At 63.4% G+C, this 18,342-nt stretch carries 17 protein-coding genes; 11 read left to right on the top strand and 6 right to left on the bottom strand.

The features are described from left to right. Nucleotides 1-20: 20 nt before the first annotated feature. The 4 genes from J3D46_RS21985 to J3D46_RS21970 form a co-directional block, all read right to left on the bottom strand. A complete protein-coding gene (locus J3D46_RS21985) occupies nucleotides 21-815 on the bottom strand; it encodes an amino acid ABC transporter ATP-binding protein (protein WP_231340080.1) in 795 nt (264 codons plus the stop codon). An 11-nt stretch (nucleotides 816-826) separates the two neighbouring features. Next, a complete protein-coding gene (locus tag J3D46_RS21980) occupies nucleotides 827-1,618 on the bottom strand; it encodes an amino acid ABC transporter permease (protein WP_253468815.1) in 792 nt (263 codons plus the stop codon). Nucleotides 1,619-1,711: 93 nt separating this feature from the next. Beyond that, complete coding sequence (locus tag J3D46_RS21975) at nucleotides 1,712-2,509, bottom strand: ABC transporter substrate-binding protein (RefSeq protein WP_231340078.1); 798 nt, start codon at nucleotides 2,507-2,509, stop codon at nucleotides 1,712-1,714. 158 nt (nucleotides 2,510-2,667) lie between these two features. Then, nucleotides 2,668-4,023 carry an isochorismate synthase MenF gene (locus tag J3D46_RS21970; RefSeq protein WP_231340077.1) on the bottom strand — a complete coding sequence of 452 codons (1,356 nt, stop codon included), beginning with the start codon at nucleotides 4,021-4,023 and terminating at the stop codon, nucleotides 2,668-2,670. Between the two features lie 91 nt (nucleotides 4,024-4,114). Between J3D46_RS21970 and J3D46_RS21965 the strand changes: the two genes are divergently transcribed. From J3D46_RS21965 to J3D46_RS21950, 4 genes are all read left to right on the top strand, one after another. Next, nucleotides 4,115-4,876, top strand: coding sequence for a demethylmenaquinone methyltransferase (locus J3D46_RS21965; RefSeq protein ID WP_090817170.1), 762 nt, complete (start codon nucleotides 4,115-4,117; stop codon nucleotides 4,874-4,876). A 29-nt stretch (nucleotides 4,877-4,905) separates the two neighbouring features. Beyond that, complete coding sequence (locus J3D46_RS21960; protein WP_253468813.1) at nucleotides 4,906-6,249, top strand: geranylgeranyl reductase family protein; 1,344 nt, start codon at nucleotides 4,906-4,908, stop codon at nucleotides 6,247-6,249. A gap of 9 nt (nucleotides 6,250-6,258) precedes the next feature. Next, nucleotides 6,259-7,362: a polyprenyl synthetase family protein gene (locus J3D46_RS21955; RefSeq protein ID WP_231340075.1), complete on the top strand. Its 1,104-nt coding sequence runs from the start codon at nucleotides 6,259-6,261 to the stop codon at nucleotides 7,360-7,362. 586 nt (nucleotides 7,363-7,948) lie between these two features. Continuing rightward, entirely contained in the window at nucleotides 7,949-8,821 is an 873-nt protein-coding gene (locus J3D46_RS21950) for a type IV toxin-antitoxin system AbiEi family antitoxin domain-containing protein (protein ID WP_253468811.1), read from the top strand. A gap of 181 nt (nucleotides 8,822-9,002) precedes the next feature. Here the strand turns inward: J3D46_RS21950 and J3D46_RS21945 are convergent, their stop codons facing one another. Both J3D46_RS21945 and J3D46_RS21940 read right to left on the bottom strand, forming a co-directional pair. Then, entirely contained in the window at nucleotides 9,003-9,425 is a 423-nt protein-coding gene (locus J3D46_RS21945) for a hypothetical protein (RefSeq protein ID WP_159700898.1), read from the bottom strand. A gap of 13 nt (nucleotides 9,426-9,438) precedes the next feature. Then, on the bottom strand, nucleotides 9,439-10,110 hold the full coding sequence (locus J3D46_RS21940; RefSeq protein WP_159700895.1) for a trimeric intracellular cation channel family protein: 672 nt from the start codon (nucleotides 10,108-10,110) through the stop codon (nucleotides 9,439-9,441). Between J3D46_RS21940 and J3D46_RS21935 the strand changes: the two genes are divergently transcribed. From J3D46_RS21935 to J3D46_RS21905, 7 genes are all read left to right on the top strand, one after another. Beyond that, a complete protein-coding gene (locus J3D46_RS21935; protein ID WP_253468809.1) occupies nucleotides 10,111-10,878 on the top strand; it encodes a sirohydrochlorin chelatase in 768 nt (255 codons plus the stop codon). Nucleotides 10,879-11,032: 154 nt separating this feature from the next. Continuing rightward, nucleotides 11,033-12,775 carry a nitrite/sulfite reductase gene (locus tag J3D46_RS21930; protein WP_253468807.1) on the top strand — a complete coding sequence of 581 codons (1,743 nt, stop codon included), beginning with the start codon at nucleotides 11,033-11,035 and terminating at the stop codon, nucleotides 12,773-12,775. After that, nucleotides 12,772-13,524, top strand: a complete 753-nt coding sequence (locus tag J3D46_RS21925; RefSeq protein ID WP_231340071.1) for a phosphoadenylyl-sulfate reductase — start codon at nucleotides 12,772-12,774, stop codon at nucleotides 13,522-13,524. The genes J3D46_RS21930 and J3D46_RS21925 overlap by 4 nt, the downstream gene beginning before the upstream one ends. After that, nucleotides 13,521-14,480, top strand: coding sequence for a sulfate adenylyltransferase subunit CysD (cysD, locus tag J3D46_RS21920; protein WP_231340070.1), 960 nt, complete (start codon nucleotides 13,521-13,523; stop codon nucleotides 14,478-14,480). Before J3D46_RS21925 ends, cysD begins: the two co-directional genes overlap by 4 nt. Continuing rightward, entirely contained in the window at nucleotides 14,481-15,893 is a 1,413-nt protein-coding gene (locus J3D46_RS21915) for a sulfate adenylyltransferase subunit 1 (RefSeq protein ID WP_231340069.1), read from the top strand. It begins immediately after the preceding gene. Nucleotides 15,894-15,994: 101 nt separating this feature from the next. Continuing rightward, nucleotides 15,995-16,948, top strand: coding sequence for a homocysteine S-methyltransferase (gene mmuM / locus J3D46_RS21910; RefSeq protein ID WP_231340068.1), 954 nt, complete (start codon nucleotides 15,995-15,997; stop codon nucleotides 16,946-16,948). A 155-nt stretch (nucleotides 16,949-17,103) separates the two neighbouring features. Next, nucleotides 17,104-18,255: an ABC transporter substrate-binding protein gene (locus J3D46_RS21905; RefSeq protein ID WP_231340067.1), complete on the top strand. Its 1,152-nt coding sequence runs from the start codon at nucleotides 17,104-17,106 to the stop codon at nucleotides 18,253-18,255. Nucleotides 18,256-18,342 lie beyond the last annotated feature (87 nt).

Raw genomic sequence — 18,342 nt, 5'->3', positions numbered from 1 at the left:
GCTAGCGAATCTGCGTGGCGTCAGGCTTCCTCGACACCGATGTGCGTCGGGTCCAGGACACGGCGCAGGAATTCCTTGGTTCGTGGCTGGGTGGGGGCACTGATGACGTTCTCCGCCGGCCCTTCTTCCACCACGACACCGGCGTCCATGAAGACCACGCGGTCGGCGACTTCACGGGCGAAGCCCATCTCGTGCGTGACCACCAGCATGGTCATGCCTTCCTGGGCCAGCTTGCGCATGACGGCAAGGACGTCGCCCACGGTCTCAGGGTCCAAAGCTGACGTGGGCTCATCGAAAAGCATGAGCTGCGGGTCCATGGACAGGGCACGGGCAATAGCCACGCGCTGCTGCTGGCCACCGGAGAGCTGGTCCGGGAATCGGTCGGCGAGGTGTCCCAAGCCAACGCGCTCCAGGTTGTGGCGGGCCACGCCGGCTGCCTCGGACTTGGAGCGCTTGAGGACCTTCATTTGCGAAATGGTGCAGTTATCCAACACGCTCAGGTGCGGGAACAGGTTGAAGTGCTGGAACACCATTCCAACGCTCTGGCGCATTTTGTTGAGGTCCACGTCAGGGTCTGTGGCCTCGAACTTGCCCACGTTGATGGTGCCCGCATTGGGCTGCTCCAGCAGATTGACGCAGCGCAGGAGGGTGGACTTGCCGGAGCCCGAGGGCCCGATCAGGCAAACTACCTGGCCCGGTTCAACGGTCAGCGAGATACCTTTGAGGACCTCGTTGCTCCCGTAGGACTTGCGCAGATCCTTGATGTCGACGCCCGCAGCGCGAACGCTGGACGTGCTCCCAGTGGAGTTATTCATGACTGTCCTGCCTATCGCTTCGTCCGCGCGGAGCGGCTTTCGAACTTCCGTGCCAGGAGGCTCAAGGGGATGGTGATGACCAGGTAGAAAGCGCCGGCCACGAGAAGCGGCGTCAGGCCGGCTCCGAGGCTGGAGATGCCGTCACGGCCGAACTTGGTGAGCTCGTACTGGGACGCGGTGAGGCCCAGGACGTAGATCAGCGAGGAGTCCTTGGTGAGCAGGATGATCTCGTTGGTCAGCGGCGGAAGGACGATCTTGAAAGCCTGGGGGATGACGATGGAAACCATGGCCCGCCACTGCGGCATGCCCAGTGAACGGGCGGCTTCCATCTGGCCCTTGGGCACAGCCTGGAGGCCCGCGCGGAGGGTTTCAGCGATGTAGGCCGAGGCCACCATGCCCAGCGAAACCATGACCACGATGTTGACGTCCCACTGGACACCAAATGCGAGCGGAACGCCGTAGCCGAAGGCGATGAAGACCAACAGTGCAGGAACGCCGCGGAAGAACTCGATGTAGCCCGTGGCCAGCCACCGGTAGAGAGGGAAGGTGGAGAGCTTCATCAGGGCAAGCAGGAGGCCGCCGGACAAGCCCACCACGAAGGCCAGCGCCGTGTAGATGAGGGTGTTCTTGAGGCCAACCAGGAAGATGTCCGGGAACATCGGGCCGATCTTGGCGAAGTTGAAGACGCTGGTGCCGATCGTCTTCCAGTCCACGGCAAGGATCACTGCGGCCAGGACCACAACAAAGATTCCGGCCTGGACGTACAAACTGACTTTGGCTCGTTGACGTGCAGTCATTGCCATGGTGTTCTCACATTCATGTTGCGCAGGTGGGGCCCCGAAACAACGTATCGTTTCGGGGCCCGCCTGCGTGGATCTCGGGAGCCGGGGCTCGGACTACTTGGTGGCTTCGCCGAACCAGGTGGTCTCGAACTTCTTCAGTGAACCGTCGTCGGTGATGCGCTTCAGCGTGGCGTTCACGGCATCCGCCATGGCGGTGTTGCCCTTCTTGATGGAGATGCCCAGCTTCTCGCCCGTTGCGTAGTCTTCGACACGCTTCAGGTTGGAGTCGTCCTTGATGGCGTAGCCCAGGACGGACTGGTTGCCGACTGCGGCGTCGATGGTGCCGGCCTTGAGCGCCTGGACCAGGAGGCCGGAGTCCTCGAACTGCTGGGCGTCGATTCCCTTGTCCTTGGCGTACTGGGCGCCGGTGGTGGCCTGCTGGACGCCCACCTTCTTGCCCTTGGCGCCATCAAGGTTGCTGATGCCGGAGGACGAGGTGGCCACGAGGGTCAGGTCGTCATCCAGGTAAGGGGTGGAGAAGTCCATGACGCTCTTGCGGACGTCCGTGATGGAGATCGAGGAGATGGAAACGTCGCAGCCGGTCAGGGCTGTGCCGGTCTCGATGGCTTCGAAGGAGCTGTCCACCACGTTGAGTTCTGCCTTGGCGTCCTTGGCGATCTCAGCGGCGATGTCCATGTCGAAGCCGACAATCTTGCCGTCCTTCTGGAATTCGAAGGGCTCGTAGGGAACGTCCGAGCACACCGTGAGCTTGCCGGCATTGATGAGCTTGAGGCCCGAGGCATCCGTAGCCGCAGGGGTGGACGAGCCGCCACAAGCGGTGAGGGCCAGTGCGCCGGCTGCGAGCACGGCGGCAATCTTGGTGCCGGACAGAACCGAACGGGAGATCTGCATGTTGTTTACCTTTTGTTGCGGTGGATGCTGAACTGAGTCGGTTTTAGTGTAGCGCCGAACGTGAGATGTGCATCACAGGAAACGAAGTTTCACTATTGGATAACAAGTTTACCCACTTATCAACCACCCCAGCAGAAGGTCTGTCTGGGATCCCGGATTCAGCGGCGGATGCCCAGCGCCTCAAGCATCGGCCTGAACTTGGCCCACGTCTCGGCCAGTTCGGCCTCCGGCTGCGAGCCCTCCACAATGCCGCAGCCCGCGAATAGGCGCACCGTGTTGGCGTCTTCGATGACCGCGCCACGGAGCGCGATACCCCATTCACCGTTGCCCGCGGCGTCGAGCCAACCGACGGGTCCGGCGTACGGGCCACGGTCCAAATGCTCGAGTTTCCGGATCAACGCTCCGGCCACCAGCGTCGGGGTTCCGCACACGGCAGCCGTGGGATGCAGGGCGTTGATGAGGGCCAGGCAGGTGGGCACGTGTCCCTCAATGTCCGCCAACTCAGCCTTCACGTCCGAGGCCAGGTGCCACACGTTGGGCAGCTCAAGAATGAACGGCTCGCTGTGGGAATTCATCGCCTCGGAGAAGGGCGCCAGCTGCCGTGTCAACGAATCTATGGCGATCTCGTGCTCGTGCCGCTGCTTCTCGGATCCAGCCAGGACGCGTTCGGCGTACGCCATGGGGGAGCCGTCCAAGCCATCGGCGTCGCGGCGGTCCAAGGTACCGGCCAGCACGCGGGCTTGTGCAGTGCGGCCCTCCACCTGGATCAGCATCTCGGGCGTCGCACCGACCAGTCCGTCCACGCCGTACGTCCAGCACTCGCGGTACCTTGCGGCCAGCTGGCGAAGTACCTCCGCAGCGTTGACGCCGTCCGGAAGGGTCGCGACGACGTCGCGCGCCAACACGAGTTTCTCCAGTTTCCCGGCGCGGATCTCGTCGACACCATTGGAAACGGCCTGCATCCACGCGGACTCGCTGAGGGAACCGTGGCTGAGGTGACCGCTCGAACCGTCCGCGGCAACAGCCTCAGGTGAGGGGGCGACGTCGGATCCTCCCGCCGCTGAATCCTCGCCGTTCGGTTCCGGCTCAGTCAGCCAGCGAGTCACGGAGGCGAGGACGCCGGCCTCGGTGAGGGGACCGTCGTCGAACGTTAGCTGGGTAGCCCAGGCACGGCCATCGCGGATGCCAACCACCAGTTCGGGGAGGATCAAACGTGAGACGTGCGGGGACGTTTTGGAGAAAGCGAACGAGCCAAAAGCGACGGGACCGGTGCCCGGAAGGTCTACGTGGTCCGTGATTTCGGCCTCAAGAATGAGGTGCCGCCACCAGATATCGGCCTCAAGGAAACGCTCCGGGCCGGTGGCATTGAAGCGGGTCAGTTCGCCGTAGCCAACCAGGCCGGCCTCGCGGCGGGACCAGCACAGGACGTCGTCCCGCACCAGAAACGACGGCAGCCCCCCGGAGGATGAGTCAACATCGAGGGGGACTGTCAAGGTGCGGAGCGTGCTCGTCATGATGGAACAACAGTACTCCCGCGCGTAACCAGAATCTGAGCCGACTTCTACAGCGCAGCAAAGTCGGTTGAATGTCTGAGACAATTACAGGGTGAACCGAGCATCCTTGGAAAAGCGTCCGGACGAAGTTGCGACGATGTTTGATGATGTCGCCCCAAAATACGACGTCGTCAATGATGTCCTGTCCATGGGGCAGACCCGGCGTTGGCGCCGGATCGTGGTTGATGCCATGGACGTGAAGGTGGGCCAGAAGGTCCTGGACCTCGCAGCCGGAACGGGAACCTCCAGCGAACCCTATGCAGACGCTGGCGTGGACGTCGTGGCCTGCGACTTCTCATTGGGCATGCTCAAAGTTGGCAAGCGACGCCGGCCGGACATCGACTTCATCGCCGGTGACGCCACCAACCTCCCGTTTGCTGACAACAGCTTCGACGCTTCCACCATTTCCTTCGGACTCCGCAACGTGGTGGAGCCCCGCAAGGCCCTTGAGGAAATGCTCCGCGTCACCAAGCCCGGTGGTCGCCTGGTCATCGCCGAGTTCTCCCACCCCGTAGTGCCGCTCTGGCGCAACCTCTACACCGAGTACCTCATGCGTGCGCTGCCGGCTATCGCCACCAAGGTGTCCTCCAACCCGGATGCCTACGTGTACCTCGCCGAGTCCATCCGCGCCTGGCCGGACCAGGACCACTTGGCCCAGTGGCTCAGTGACGCTGGCTGGACGGACATCACTTACCGCAACCTCAGCGGCGGCATCGTCGCCGTCCACCGTGCACAGAAGCCCGCCGAGCACCGCGAAAGTGTCCCCGTAGCCAAGCTTCGCCGCCAGATCAAGCCGCGCCACCAGGCCGGCTGACTTCGTACTGCCTGCTGATTTAGGACGACGTGAAAGTACTGATAGTTGGCGCGGGCCCTGCAGGGTCCACCGCCGCGTATTACCTCGCCCAGGCGGGCATCGACGTCACGGTGCTGGAAAAGACCTCCTTTCCGCGTGAAAAGGTGTGCGGCGACGGCCTGACTCCCCGCGCTGTCCGCGAAATCCAGAAGCTCGGACTGCCGCACGCTGTTGAGGAAGGGTGGCGCCGGAACAAGGGGCTGCGCCTGATTGCCGGTGGGCGCACCATCGAGCTGCCCTGGCCCGAGGTCTCCGACTTTCCCACCTACGGCCTGATCCGCACCCGTCTCGGGTTCGACGAAGACTTGGCCAGGCACGCCCAGGCCGCCGGCGCCGTCGTGCTGGAACGCCACAGCGTCACCTCGGCTTTGACCGCCGACGACGGTCGCGTCATCGGCGCGCGGGCGTCAATTCTCGACGAGTCCGGACGCAAGACGGGCGAAACGCGCGACTTCCATGCCGACGTCGTACTCGCAGCCGATGGAAACTCGACGCGAACCGCCGTGTCGCTTGGCATGCACAAGCGCGACGACCGTCCGCTGGGTGTCGCTGTGCGCACTTATTTCACCTCGCCGCGGCACGAAGACGACTGGATGGAAGGCTGGCTGGAACTTCCCGGCAAGTCAGGCAAACCGCTTCCCGGCTACGGCTGGGTATTCGGTGTCGGAGATGGCACCTCCAACGTTGGCCTCGGCATCCTGAATTCGTCCAAGGAATTCGGCAAGCTCGACTACAAGCAGGTCCTTCGCGAATGGACGGCCGGCATGCCTCCTGAGTGGGGCTTTACCCCTGAGAACCAGGTGGGGGAGATCCGTGGCGCCGCACTGCCCATGGGCTTCAACCGCACGCCGCACTACTCACCCGGCCTGCTCCTGCTGGGCGACGCCGGTGGAATGGTGTCTCCGTTCAACGGCGAGGGCATCTCCTACGCGATGGAATCAGCCCGGTTCGCCGCAGAGTTCTTGATTGACGGCGCCGCGCGTTCGCGCTCAGCAGGCTGGACCGCCGACGACGCCGATGCCCACCTTTCGCGGTACGCGGACTACGTGCGGGACCAGTGGGGATCGCATTTCACGCTGGGACGTGCGTTTGCTGCGTTGATTGGCAAGCCTGCCGTGATGAAACTGGCGTTGCGCACGGGCATGCCCATTCCAGTGCTGATGCGTTTTGTGGTCCGCATGCTCGCCAACCTCACCGACCCTGCCGCGAAGGGCTTCGAAGACCGCGTGATCCGCGTCCTCGAGATGCTGGTTCCGGCCACGTCCAACACTTCCGCTGCCCGCGCCCTTACGCCGGCAGGCACCGACACCGCGGTTTCCGCAACAACTAGTTAGGGTTATTCCGTGACGAACTCTGCCGAACACAGCTGGACGCATGCCGGGCACGGCCTGCCGGACACCGTTGAGCCTGCTCCCAACACCACCGCGATTGCCACGGGACTCCAGTTGCCCGCCGGTTTTGCCGCCATCGCCGGCGACGCCGAGCTCGGCCCCGCCATCACCACCAACCTTGCCCGGGTTGAGAAGAAGCTCCGCGAAGCCATCTCCAACTCGGACCCCCTGGCTGACGCGACGTCGCGTCACCTGGTGGAAGCCGGTGGCAAGCGCATCCGTCCGCTCCTCACTCTGCTGTGTGCGCACCTCGGTGATGCTTCACGCCCCGAGGTTGTCCAGGCGGCCGTGGTTGTTGAACTCACGCACCTCGCCACGCTGTACCACGACGACGTGATGGACTCTGCTCCCTTCCGCCGCGGTGCACCCACGGCACACGAAGTATGGGGCAACTCCGTGGCCATCCTCACCGGTGACCTCATCTTCGCCCGAGCATCCATCTTGGTCTCCGAGCTCGGCTCCCGCGCCTTGGGCATCCAGGCCCGGACCTTCGAACGACTGTGCCTTGGCCAGCTCCACGAAACCGTGGGACCGCGCGAAGACGAAGATCCCGTGGAGCACTACCTGTCCGTCATCGCTGACAAGACCGGCTCCCTGGTTGCGGCGTCAGGACAGCTCGGCGCGATCTTCGCAGGCGCAGACGAAGCCTACGAGGACCTGCTGGTTGAGTACGGCGAGAAGGTGGGCGTTGCCTTCCAGCTTGCCGACGACGTCATCGATGTCACTGGTGTGAAGGTCAAGTCCGGCAAATCCCCGGGCACCGACCTTCGCGAAGGCGTGCCCACGCTGCCCGTGTTGCTGCTGCGCCGCGATGCTGCCGCCGGGGATGCCTCTGCTGCTGCGCTCCTGGAATTGATCGACGGTGACCTGTCCTCCGACTCGGCCCTGGCCGAGGCCGTAGCCGGCCTGCGCGAGCATCCCGTCACCAACGAGTCGTGGAAGATCGCCCGCCAGTGGTCCGCCGAGGCCGTCGCTGCCCTGGCCCCGCTGCCCGAGGGCGTTGTGAAGGCATCGCTGACCAACTTCGCGCATGCAGTGGTGGACCGCAGCAGCTAATTTTTTTCCTTTGCTTTCGCAGGCGTCCGGTCTCATGTAGGCCGGGCGCCTGTTTTTTGTTGTCCGGATTTCGGATGCAGGCCCGTCGTCGTCGTGAAACCCGTACCGTCAGCACCTACTTTGAGTGTTCGAACGTGGCGACTCGCCTGTGGTTACGGCGTGTTGGGCTGCTGGTGGAATCAAAGTGGGTGGTGGACGTACGCGGCCAAACTTGAGGTTCCGGAAAAACGGAATGGCCCCGGCTCGTTGCAACGTTACGAGTCATACGCTGCACCGAACCGGGACCACAATCTCCGTTCGCATCAGAACCACCGGAGGCATTTAGTGGATCCGTGAAAAGTTTATGACAACTCTGTCATATATGCAACTTTTTGGGTCAACGATTTTTTCCTCTATGCCGTGCGATTTACAGCGAAGCGCCGAACCTCCATCACCTACTTTGGATCACGGAGCGGGGGGACTCGCCGTACAGGGGGTGTGTCGCTACATTGCAGGCCCGCAAACCAGGTGGTGGAGGTACCCGTAGTTGTCCACATAGGGAACTTCCCGGCAGCCGCGGGGTCCTCGCCGAACCCAGCATGGCTGCATGGATATCAACGAATTCCTCCGCAGCCGGCACGGAGCAGCCAGAACGGAAACCCTCAGGAAGGCCGGCTTTACTCAGCGGGCACTGGCGAAGGCTGTCAGTGACGGGACAGCTGCTCGCTTACACCGTGGCGTCTATACCTCGGGCGACGCCGATCCCGACGTCGTTGCCGCCTTCCGGGCCGATGGCGTACTTACCTGTATCTCGGCCGCCCGGTTCTATGGTCTGTGGACTCTTGAGAGTGCAGAGGAACTCCATTTGAGCTGCAGCACCGGCCTGGCGAGGCGCCGTGTTGCGCACCACGGGGCCCGCCAGCACCCCGACCATCCGTACCTGCCGGTTGCCGGGGTGGCCGATGTCCTGATCCACGCGCTCCGATGTTTGCCTGAATTGGATGCACTCGTCTTGGTGCAGAGTGCGGTCAGCCTGGCGCTCCTCTCGACGGACTTTTTGAAGTCAAGGCTTCCGGGCAACAGGAACGGCCGGGTTCGCGCAACCTTGGATGCGGTTCTGCCCCGATCCGACTCCCTGTTGGAGGTGTTGGCGCACACCCACTTCACCAAGGCTGGATTTGGGGTCCAGATGCACGCGGACGTCCCGGAAGTAGGTGAAGTGGACTGTTTGGTCAACGAATGCCTGATCGTTGAACTCGACGGCGGCACACACCTAGAGGGAAAACAGGTCAAGAAGGACCAATACAGGAACAACGCAGCCATGCGGATGGGGCTATTGAGCCTTCGCTACTACTACGCGGATGTCGTTCATCACCCGGAGAGGATGGTTGCCGAGGTCAAGGCAGTCCTGCGCAACAGGGAAGTTGGCCGCTACGCACCGGCACGGTACGCACCTGGGTGGGTTCCGCCGTCGTCGTGAGTTTGCGTCTCCCATGTACCGCCATCACCCACTTTGACGGCAATTCTCCGGCGACACACCACCTGAACGGCGTGTCAGGGCGTTTTCGACATCAAAGTGGGTGCTGGAGGCACACGGGTCACAACAAAATAGCCCCTTTCCCGACCAGGAAGTCAGGAAAGGGGCTGTTTTTTGCGGAAACTTAGTCTTCGTCGTTGAATGCCCATTCGAACATGTCGAACGCGAATTCGGAGAAGGTGCCCTCTTCGCTCTTCCACTGGCCGCGGGCGTTGTTGCGGCGCCAGACGATGGGGTCCGGGATGCCGAGATCGGCAGTGCGGAAGCCCCAGGTGAACTGTTCCTCTTCGTCTTCGAGGAACATGAGGAAACCTTCGTCATCGACCTCGAGTTCCTCGGGGTCCCAGAAGTAGTGGTATGCCTCCATGAGGTCCTCACAACCGCCGATTGCCAGGTAGAACTCGCGCAGAACCAGCGGGATGGTGAAGGAGTGATCGGCGAGGGCGTCATCCAGTTCGTCAGGCGTGAGGCCGTCTTCTTCCTGCCATTCATCCTCGAGATACTTTGGGACCAGCGCACGGAACTTCTCGAGGAACATGTCAGTCATGCTCTTATCCTAGCTAATCCCGGACGCCTGAAATTGCGCCTGTTCCACTGCCGGGGCGGTGCCATCCACGGACGGCCAACGGCACGTGCCAGCTGCGTCGCCACGCGATGACGCGGAAAGCGAAAACAACAGCTGCCACGATGCAGGCAGAGAGACCGCTGAAGATGCCCAGATGCCACAACAACGTGGTGAGTCCAGCCCCCACAAAGGCTGGCAAGGCATAGAGGTCGCGGGCATTGAACAGGGTAGGGATTTCATTGGCTGTGATGTCGCGGAGGAGCCCGCCGCCCACAGCAGTCGTGACACCCAGCAGGATGGCGGCCACCGGGTTCATTCCGGCACCCAGCGCCTTCAACGTCCCCGTGATGCAGAACAGAGCCAGCCCGCCGGCGTCGAACAGCGTCAGCAGGGATGTGAAGCGCTGGACCGAAGAAAACAGGAAGTAGACCAGCATCGCAGCCAGCAGCGGGGGAGCAAGATACGCAGGGTTTGTGAAGGCGATCGGGGGACCGGCGTTGATGACGATGTCACGGATCACGCCGCCACCCAGGGCGACGATGGAGCCGAGGAGCACTGAGCCTACGATGTCGAATTGTTTGCGGGCGGCCAACAGGGACCCGGAGACCGCGAAGAAGAACACGCCTACCAGGTCAAGCCAGAGAAGGACGATGTCGATGGAAATCAAGTGGACGGGTTCTTTCTGGGTACGGCTCTCAACAGATGCTGGCTCAACGTTACGCTAGCTCCCATGAACAGCCCCGTTTTGATCGCGTGCGCCCACGGAACCCGCAACGCCGAAGGCCAGGCAGCCATCCGCCGGGTCATGGCTGAAATCGAAGCCCTCCGTCCCGGATTGCAGGTCCTGGAGGCATACGTTGACGTGCAGGAACCCGAATTGTCCGGTGTGGTGGAAAACATGCCCGGGGGGACTGCCGCCGTCGTCGTACCGCTTTTGCTGTCCACCGGCTTCCACGTCAAGGTGGACGTGCCCAAGGCGATCAAGAGCCGGCCCGAAGTTGTGGCTGCCCGGCCGCTCGGCCCCGATGCGCGGCTTGCCGAGCTGCTCGCCACCCACCTGCGCGCCGCTGGACTGACTGAAGACGACGGCGTGCTGCTGGCTGCCGCGGGATCGTCCCTCCCTGACGGCTCCGTGGACTCGGAAGAGCAAGCACGGTTGCTCGCCGAGCTGCTGCCGAACAAGGTGCGGGTGGCCTATGGCGCCAGCGCCCAGCCAACAGTGCCCGACGGCGTCGCCTCCTTGCGTGCGGAACTCGCCTCTGATGGTGGGACAGGAAGGGTCTTCATCTCCTCCTACCTACTGGCTACCGGTTACTTCCACGACCAGCTGGCCAAGGCCGGAGCAGACATTGTTACGGCACCGCTGCTGCCGTCGCAGGTGCTCGCTGAGATCGCCTTGGAACGCTACGACGCCGTAGTTGGCAACCCTTCCTGACGCGCAAGCAAGGGGCGGCTAAACCCGGCGGGAACCTGCATAAGTAGCGTCCTTGAACAAGGTCCGGAACCCCTTCGTGACGAAATGTTTCCCTAGGTGACTTAGCGTTTCCGGACCTTTGCTGGCGAAAACTGGCCAGACCTACAGTCGAGATATGACAGATACAGCTGTAGCCGGTGCGTCCGCGGACACCGCAGTTCCCTCGCGCCCAGCACGCACCCGCCCTGCCGCCAAGCCACACGGCCAGTGGAAGGTTGACGGCACCGCGCCCCTGAACGCCAACGAAACCTGGAAGCAGGAAGACAGCGGACTCAACGTCCGTGAGCGGATTGAGTCTGTCTACTCCAAAGAAGGCTTCGACTCGATCGACGGCACGGACCTTCACGGCCGCTTCCGCTGGTGGGGCCTCTACACCCAGCGCAAGCCCGGGATCGACGGCGGCAAGACGGCAACCCTTGAACCGCACGAGCTCGAGGACAAGTACTTCATGCTGCGCGTGCGTATCGACGGCGGTGCGCTCACCACCGAGCAGTTGCGCGTCATTGGCCAGATCTCCGTGGACTTCGCCCGCGGCTCGGCCGACCTCACGGACCGCCAGAACATCCAGCTGCACTGGATCCGCGTTGAGGACGTGCCGGAGATCTGGCGCCGCCTTGAGTCCATCGGTCTGTCCACCACCGAGGCCTGCGGCGATGTTCCGCGCGTCATCCTCGGTTCCCCGGTTGCGGGCATTGCCAAGGACGAGATCATTGATCCGACGCCGCTCATCCACGAGCTCGCCGAACGGTTCATCGGTGACCCGGAGCTGGCCAACCTGCCCCGCAAATACAAGACCGCCATCACCGGCCACCCGTCCCAGGACGTGGTGCACGAGATCAACGACTTCGCCCTGGTAGGCGTGGTCCACCCCGAGCACGGTGCCGGTTACGACCTCTGGGTTGGCGGCGGCCTGTCCACCAACCCGCGCCTGGCCGAACGCCTCGGTGTGTTCGTCTCCGCCGATGTTGCAGCTGAAGTATGGCTTGGCGTCACCAGCATCTTCCGCGATTACGGTTACCGCCGCATGCGCACCAAGGCCCGCCTGAAGTTCCTCATGAACGACTGGGGTCCGGCGAAGTTCCGCCAGATCCTTGAAGACGAATACCTCGGCTTCAAGCTTCCGGACGGCCCTGCCGCTCCGAAGCCCACGGCTCCCGGAGACCACATCGGCGTCCACGAGCAGAAGGATGGCAAGTTCTTCATCGGTGTGACCCCGACTGTGGGCCGGACCTCCGGCGAGGCACTTGTCACGCTGGCGGACACCTTGGAGAAGCATGGCAGCTACCGCCTGCGCACTACACCGCACCAGAAGCTGGTCATCCTTGACGTTGCCAAGGAACAGGTTGAGCCCCTGATCGCTGAACTGGACACGTTGGGCCTCTCCGCCCGTCCGTCCGTGTTCCGCCGCGGCACCATTGCCTGCACGGGCATCGAGTTCTGCAAGCTGGCCATCGTGGAAACCAAGGTCACAGCCGCAACGGCCATCGCTGAACTCGAACGCCGCCTGGCCGACCTCGTGGAGACCAAGCAGCTGCCCTCGGCACTGTCCCTCCACATCAACGGCTGCCCGAACTCCTGCGCACGTATCCAGACGGCCGATATCGGCCTGAAGGGCATGATGCTGCCAACGCCCGACGGCGACCCCACCCCGGGTTTCCAGGTCCACCTCGGTGGCGGGCTGGCGAACAACGAGCGCGAGGAAGCCGGTTTGGGACGTACCGTCCGTGGCCTGAAGGTCACGGTGGAAGACCTGCCCGATTACGTGGAGCGCGTGGTCCGTAAGTTCGTCGCCGTTGGCGCCGAGGGCCAGACCTTCGCTGAGTGGGCACACTCCGCCGACGAAGGAGATCTCCAATGACAGATCCCGTCACTATTACCAACCTCGCCAGTGCAGCAGCCCGGCCGGCGCTGCGTTCCCACGAAGAGCTCAAGGCCCTGGCCGAAGCCGGAGCCGCTGAACTCGGCTGGAACGCCCCTGCCCGGGACGTCATCGCCTGGGTGGCCCGCAATTTCGAACTGCCCACAGTGACGGTGGCCTGCTCCATGGCCGACGCCGTCCTGCCGGCCTTGGTCGCTGACCAGCTTCCCGGCGTCGACGTCTTGTTCCTGGAGACCGGCTACCACTTCAAGGAAACGTACGAGACCCGCGACGAAGTCGCAGCAAACCTCCGCGTCAACGTGGTGGACGTTCTTCCGGAAAGCACCGTGGAGCAGCAGGACCGCCTGCTTGGCAAGGACCTGTTCGCCCGCGACCCCGCCCAGTGCTGCGCGCTGCGCAAAGTCCAGCCCCTGCGCCGTTCGCTGGCCGGTTATGAAGTGTGGTTCACCGGGGTCCGACGTGACGAGGGACCTACACGAACCAACACGCCGGTGGTCACCTGGGATGAGGGTTTCGGCCTGGTCAAGGTGAACCCGATGGTCGATTGGACCTTCGATCAGCTGATCGAGTACTCCGAGGACAACATCCTTCCGGTCAACCCCCTCTTGAGCCAGGGCTACCCGTCCATCGGCTGCCAGCCCTGCACCCGCAAAGTGGCCCCGGGCGAAGACCCCCGAGCCGGCCGCTGGGCAGGATCCGACAAGACAGAATGCGGACTACACACATGAGCACGTACACAACAGAGGAGTCCACGGTGGAAGTTGCAGCGGCAGTCGACGCCCCTTCAGCGGAGCGTCTCTCCAGCCTGGACACCCTCGAGTCCGAAGCGATTCATATCATCCGCGAGGTTGTCGCCGAGTTCGAGAAGCCCGCGCTGCTGTTCTCCGGTGGCAAGGACTCCGTGGTCATGCTGCACCTTGCCACGAAGGCGTTCTGGCCGGGCAAGGTTCCGTTCCCCGTCCTGCACGTGGACACGGGGCATAACTTCCCCGAGGTCATTGACTTCCGGGACCGTACGGTGGAGCGCCTGGGCCTGAAGCTGGTTGTCGGCTCGGTCCAGGAGTTCATTGACCGCGGCGAGCTGGCCGAGCGTGCCGATGGCACCCGCAATCCGCTGCAGACTGTTCCCTTGCTTGATGCGATCCAGAAAAACAAGTTCGACGCCGTCTTTGGCGGCGGCCGCCGTGATGAGGACAAGGCCCGCGCCAAGGAGCGCATCTTGAGCCTCCGTGACGAATTCGGCCAGTGGGATCCGCGCAACCAGCGCCCCGAGCTGTGGAACCTGTACAACGGCCGCCACACGGTGGGCCAGCATGTCCGTGCGTTCCCCATCAGCAACTGGACCGAGCTGGACATTTGGCGCTACATCGAGCGAGAGAACATCGAGCTCCCGGGCCTCTACTACGCCCACGAGCGCGAAGTTTTCGCCCGCGACGGCATGTGGCGGGCAGTGGGCGAGGTTTCCCAGCCGCTGCCGCACGAGGACGTCATCACCAAGCTGGTCCGGTACCGCACGGTAGGCGACATGTCCTGCACCGGTGCTGTTGAGTCCGATGCACGCACCGTGGCCGACGTCGTTGTTGAAGTCGCTGCCTCCACCCTGACCGAACGTGGCGCCACCCGAGCAGATGACCGCATCTCCGAGGCCGCCATGGAAGACCGCAAGAAGGACGGCTACTTCTAAATGAGCACCGAAACCGCACTCCTGGACGCCGGACTCAACTCCGAGGCGCTTCCGTCCACGCTCTTCCGTTTCGCGACTGCCGGCTCGGTGGACGACGGCAAGTCCACTTTGGTGGGCCGCCTCCTTCACGATTCGAAGGCGATTCTTGCTGACACGCTCGACGCCGTTGCCCGCACCTCTGCGGACCGCGGCTTCGGCGGGGAAAAGGGCGGGATCGACCTCGCCCTCCTGACCGACGGCCTGCGTGCCGAGCGCGAGCAGGGAATCACCATCGATGTGGCCTACCGCTACTTCGCAACGGACCGCCGCAGCTTCATCCTGGCGGACTGCCCCGGCCACGTTCAGTACACCAAGAACACGGTGACCGGCGCGTCCACTGCGGATGCCGTCGTCGTACTCATCGACGCCCGTAAGGGTGTCCTGGAGCAGACCCGCCGGCACCTGTCCGTGCTGCAACTGCTGCGCGTTGCCCACGTGATTGTGGCCGTGAACAAGATCGACCTGGTGGACTTCAGCGAGCAGGTGTTCCGCGACATCGAAGCGGACGTGCAGAAGGTTGCCCGCGAGCTTGGCCTTGGGTCTGATGGTGTGGCCGACTTGCTGGTGGTTCCCGTTTCGGCGCTGGACGGCGACAACGTGGTGGACCGCTCCGAGCGCAGCCCTTGGTACACCGGTCCAGCGCTGTTGGAGGTCCTCGAAACCCTCCCGGCGGCTGACGAGCTTGAGGCAGACCTGGAGAGCTTCCGTTTCCCGGTCCAGCTGGTGATCCGTCCTCAGGGTGCCTTGGCTCCGGATGCTGTTGCTGCCGGGCTTGATGTGGAGGCGTACCGCGATTACCGTGCCTATGCAGGCCAGATCACTGAGGGCTCGGTGAAGGTTGGCGACGAAGTTTCCGTTATCAGCCCGGGTCACGAGCCGCGCACCACCACCGTTGTGGGCATCGATTTCGCTGGCCAGTCGCTGGACGAGGCTGCCGCTCCGCAGTCGGTGGCTGTCCGTTTGGCTGACGAGATCGACATCGCCCGTGGCGACACCATCGCCGCCGCCGGCACGGTCCGCGAGAGCACTGCTGACCTGTATGCGTCGTTGGCTTGGCTCTCGCCGAAGCCGCTCCGCGAAGGCCAGAAGGTCCTGGTCAAGCACGGTACGCGCACTGTGCAGGCCTTGGTCCGCAACGTCACTGGCAAGCTGGACCTGGCCACCTTCAACGTGGAGCCTGCGTCCAACCTGGAGCTCAACGACATCGGCCATGCGCAGCTGCGACTGTCTGCTCCGTTGCCGTTGGAGAACTACCTGCACCACCGGCGCACGGGCGCTTTCCTGGTGATCGACCCCATCGACGGCAACACCCTTGCCGCCGGCTTGGTCAAGGACCACCCAGGCGACCACGAAGACGAACGTTACGTCATCTAGGGTCACACGTAGTCACAAAACCGCAGCTTGTTCGCGACTCCTCACGTTGTACGGCGGGAATTTCGAACAGGCTGCGGTTTTCTTTTTTTGGGGAAGGACCCATGCCACAGAACACCTCGCTCAGCACTCTCCTCAACGCCGGCAAGGACCTGGTCCTGGACGGTGCGTTAGCCACGGAATTGGAGGCCCACGGCTGCGACCTGGAAGACGCGTTGTGGTCTGCCAAGGTCCTGCTGGAGCAGCCGCACCTGATCAAGCAAGTCCACCGCGACTACTTCGACGCCGGTGCCTCCGTAGCCATCACGGCCAGCTACCAGGCCACTCCGCAGGGCTTTGCGCGGCGCGGGTTGTCCGTTGACGAGTCGTTGGAGTTGGTGGCATTGAGCGTCCGGCTGGCCGACGAAGCCCGCCAGGAAGCCTTGGCGGAGGGGTCTGCGAGCGGCCCTTTGTTGGTGGCCGGATCCGTTGGACCCTACGGCGCTTACCTCGCCGATGGCTCCGAATACCGTGGGGACTACACGCTTTCCGCCGCAGAATTCCAGGATTTTCACCGCCCCCGTATTGCGGCGCTGGTGGAGGCCGGGGCCGATTTCCTGGCGTGCGAGACCCTGCCGTCGTACGCCGAAGCGGAGGCGCTGTTGGCGCTCGTGGCGGAGTTCGACGTCGAATCCTGGTTTACGTTTACGCTGCGGGACAGCAGCCACATCAGTGATGGAACGCCCCTTGCGGACGTCGCTGCGCTGCTGCGCGCGGAACCGCGGGTGGCCGCCGTCGGGGTCAATTGTGTGCCGCTGGAACTGGTGACGGACGCGCTGGGCACCCTGCAGCAGTCCTCCGACAAGCCGCTGGTGGCCTACCCGAATTCGGGGGAGACGTACGATGCCGTGACCAAGAAGTGGGGTCCGTCGAAGGGCGTTCAAGGCACCGGAACCTTGGCCGGCAACGCAGCTGTTTGGCAGGACCGGGGCGCCCATCTCATGGGTGGCTGCTGCCGCACAACTCCGCGCGACATTGAAGCCCTCGCGGCGAATATGACGCCACGTGAACCCGCGTGAACCTTGATTTCTACGGGATTGAAGCCGAAATATGACAGTCCCTACTGTGAAGGCATGACCTCTCCGGAATGGTCCTTGCTTGCCCTCGACGGGCGATGTCACGGGGCCTGATCTTCGCCCCGCTCGCATCCCACATCTCCTAAGGACCCACCCTCATGTCGAACACTCCCGAGTCACAGAAACCCGATTCCGGTACCACCCGCATCGTCGCCGGTGAGACCGCATCCAAGCCCAAGCGCCGCCGCACCCTGGAAATCGGCCTGGCCGTCGGCCTGGTGCTGCTGATCGGTGCAGGCGCCGCCGTTGCTTCCGCTGTTTCGCAGAACAACCAGGCCGCCCCGGCCCCCACCACGTCGCCGGCTGCTGAGCTGAAGCTCGGTTACTTCAGCAACGTCACCCACGGCCCGGCGCTGGTAGGTACCAGCAAGGGCCTGATCGCCAAGGAACTCGGCGACACCAAACTCAGCACCCAGGTCTTCAACGCCGGCCCGGCCGCGATCGAAGCCTTGAACGCCGGCGCCATCGACGCCACCTACATCGGCCCGAACCCGGCCATCAACTCCTTCGTCAAGAGCAAGGGCGAGTCCATCAGCATCATCGCCGGTGCAGCGTCCGGCGGTGCGCAGTTGGTGGTCAAGCCGGAGATCAACTCCGCGGCCGATCTCAAGGGTAAGATCCTCAGCTCCCCGCAGCTCGGAGGAACCCAGGACGTGGCTCTCCGCGCCTGGCTTGGTGGCCAGGGTTTCAAGACCAACACTGATGGCAGCGGCGACGTCAACATCAACCCGACCGAAAACGCCCAGTCGCTGAAGCTCTTCCAGGATGGAAAGCTCGACGGCGCGTGGTTGCCTGAGCCGTGGGCCTCCCGCCTGGTGCTCGAAGCAGGAGCGAAGGTCCTGGTTGACGAGAAGGACCTGTGGGAAAACGGTGACTTCACCACCACCATCCTGATCGTGAACAAGAAGTTCGCTGCCGAACACCCGGAAACCGTGAAGGCCCTCCTGAAGGGCCACGTGGAATCCGTGAACTGGCTCAATTCGGCTTCCGCTTCGGAGAAGGCGACCACCATCAACGCGGTCCTCAAGGACACGGCAGGCAAGCCGCTGCCGGCCAACGTGATTGAGCGTGCGCTCCAGAACATCAAGTTCACTACCGACCCGCTGGCCGGGACGTACAACAAGCTGTTGGAGGACGGTGTCAAGGCCGGGACCACCCAGCAGGCCGACATCAACGGCATCTTCGATCTCCGCACCTTGAACGAGGTTGAAGGCAAGAAGACCTCAGCCGCAGGTCTTGGCCAGGACTAAGCAGTAACGGGCTGGTCCGCTTCCCCTCCGAATCATGGGGGAGCGGGCCGGCTTTTGGCCGCATCAGCTCTACCAATCAACATGAAG

The sequence above is a fragment of the Paenarthrobacter sp. A20 genome, from assembly GCF_024168825.1.
In the GTDB taxonomy this organism is placed as follows: Bacteria; Actinomycetota; Actinomycetes; order Actinomycetales; family Micrococcaceae; genus Arthrobacter.
Note: the sequence above shows the minus strand (reverse complement) of the source record. Positions and strands in the feature narration are given on the sequence as shown.

Coding starts and splice junctions, on each gene's coding strand:
- J3D46_RS21905 (WP_231340067.1), top strand. CDS start 17,104: ATGTCGAACACTCCCGAGTCACAGAAACCCGATTCCGGTACCACCCGC.
- J3D46_RS21980 (WP_253468815.1), bottom strand. CDS start 1,618: ATGGCAATGACTGCACGTCAACGAGCCAAAGTCAGTTTGTACGTCCAG.
- mmuM (WP_231340068.1), top strand. CDS start 15,995: ATGCCACAGAACACCTCGCTCAGCACTCTCCTCAACGCCGGCAAGGAC.
- J3D46_RS21985 (WP_231340080.1), bottom strand. CDS start 815: ATGAATAACTCCACTGGGAGCACGTCCAGCGTTCGCGCTGCGGGCGTC.
- J3D46_RS21925 (WP_231340071.1), top strand. CDS start 12,772: ATGACAGATCCCGTCACTATTACCAACCTCGCCAGTGCAGCAGCCCGG.
- J3D46_RS21975 (WP_231340078.1), bottom strand. CDS start 2,509: ATGCAGATCTCCCGTTCGGTTCTGTCCGGCACCAAGATTGCCGCCGTG.
- J3D46_RS21930 (WP_253468807.1), top strand. CDS start 11,033: ATGACAGATACAGCTGTAGCCGGTGCGTCCGCGGACACCGCAGTTCCC.
- J3D46_RS21970 (WP_231340077.1), bottom strand. CDS start 4,023: ATGACGAGCACGCTCCGCACCTTGACAGTCCCCCTCGATGTTGACTCA.
- J3D46_RS21950 (WP_253468811.1), top strand. CDS start 7,949: ATGGATATCAACGAATTCCTCCGCAGCCGGCACGGAGCAGCCAGAACG.
- cysD (WP_231340070.1), top strand. CDS start 13,521: ATGAGCACGTACACAACAGAGGAGTCCACGGTGGAAGTTGCAGCGGCA.
- J3D46_RS21945 (WP_159700898.1), bottom strand. CDS start 9,425: ATGACTGACATGTTCCTCGAGAAGTTCCGTGCGCTGGTCCCAAAGTAT.
- J3D46_RS21915 (WP_231340069.1), top strand. CDS start 14,481: ATGAGCACCGAAACCGCACTCCTGGACGCCGGACTCAACTCCGAGGCG.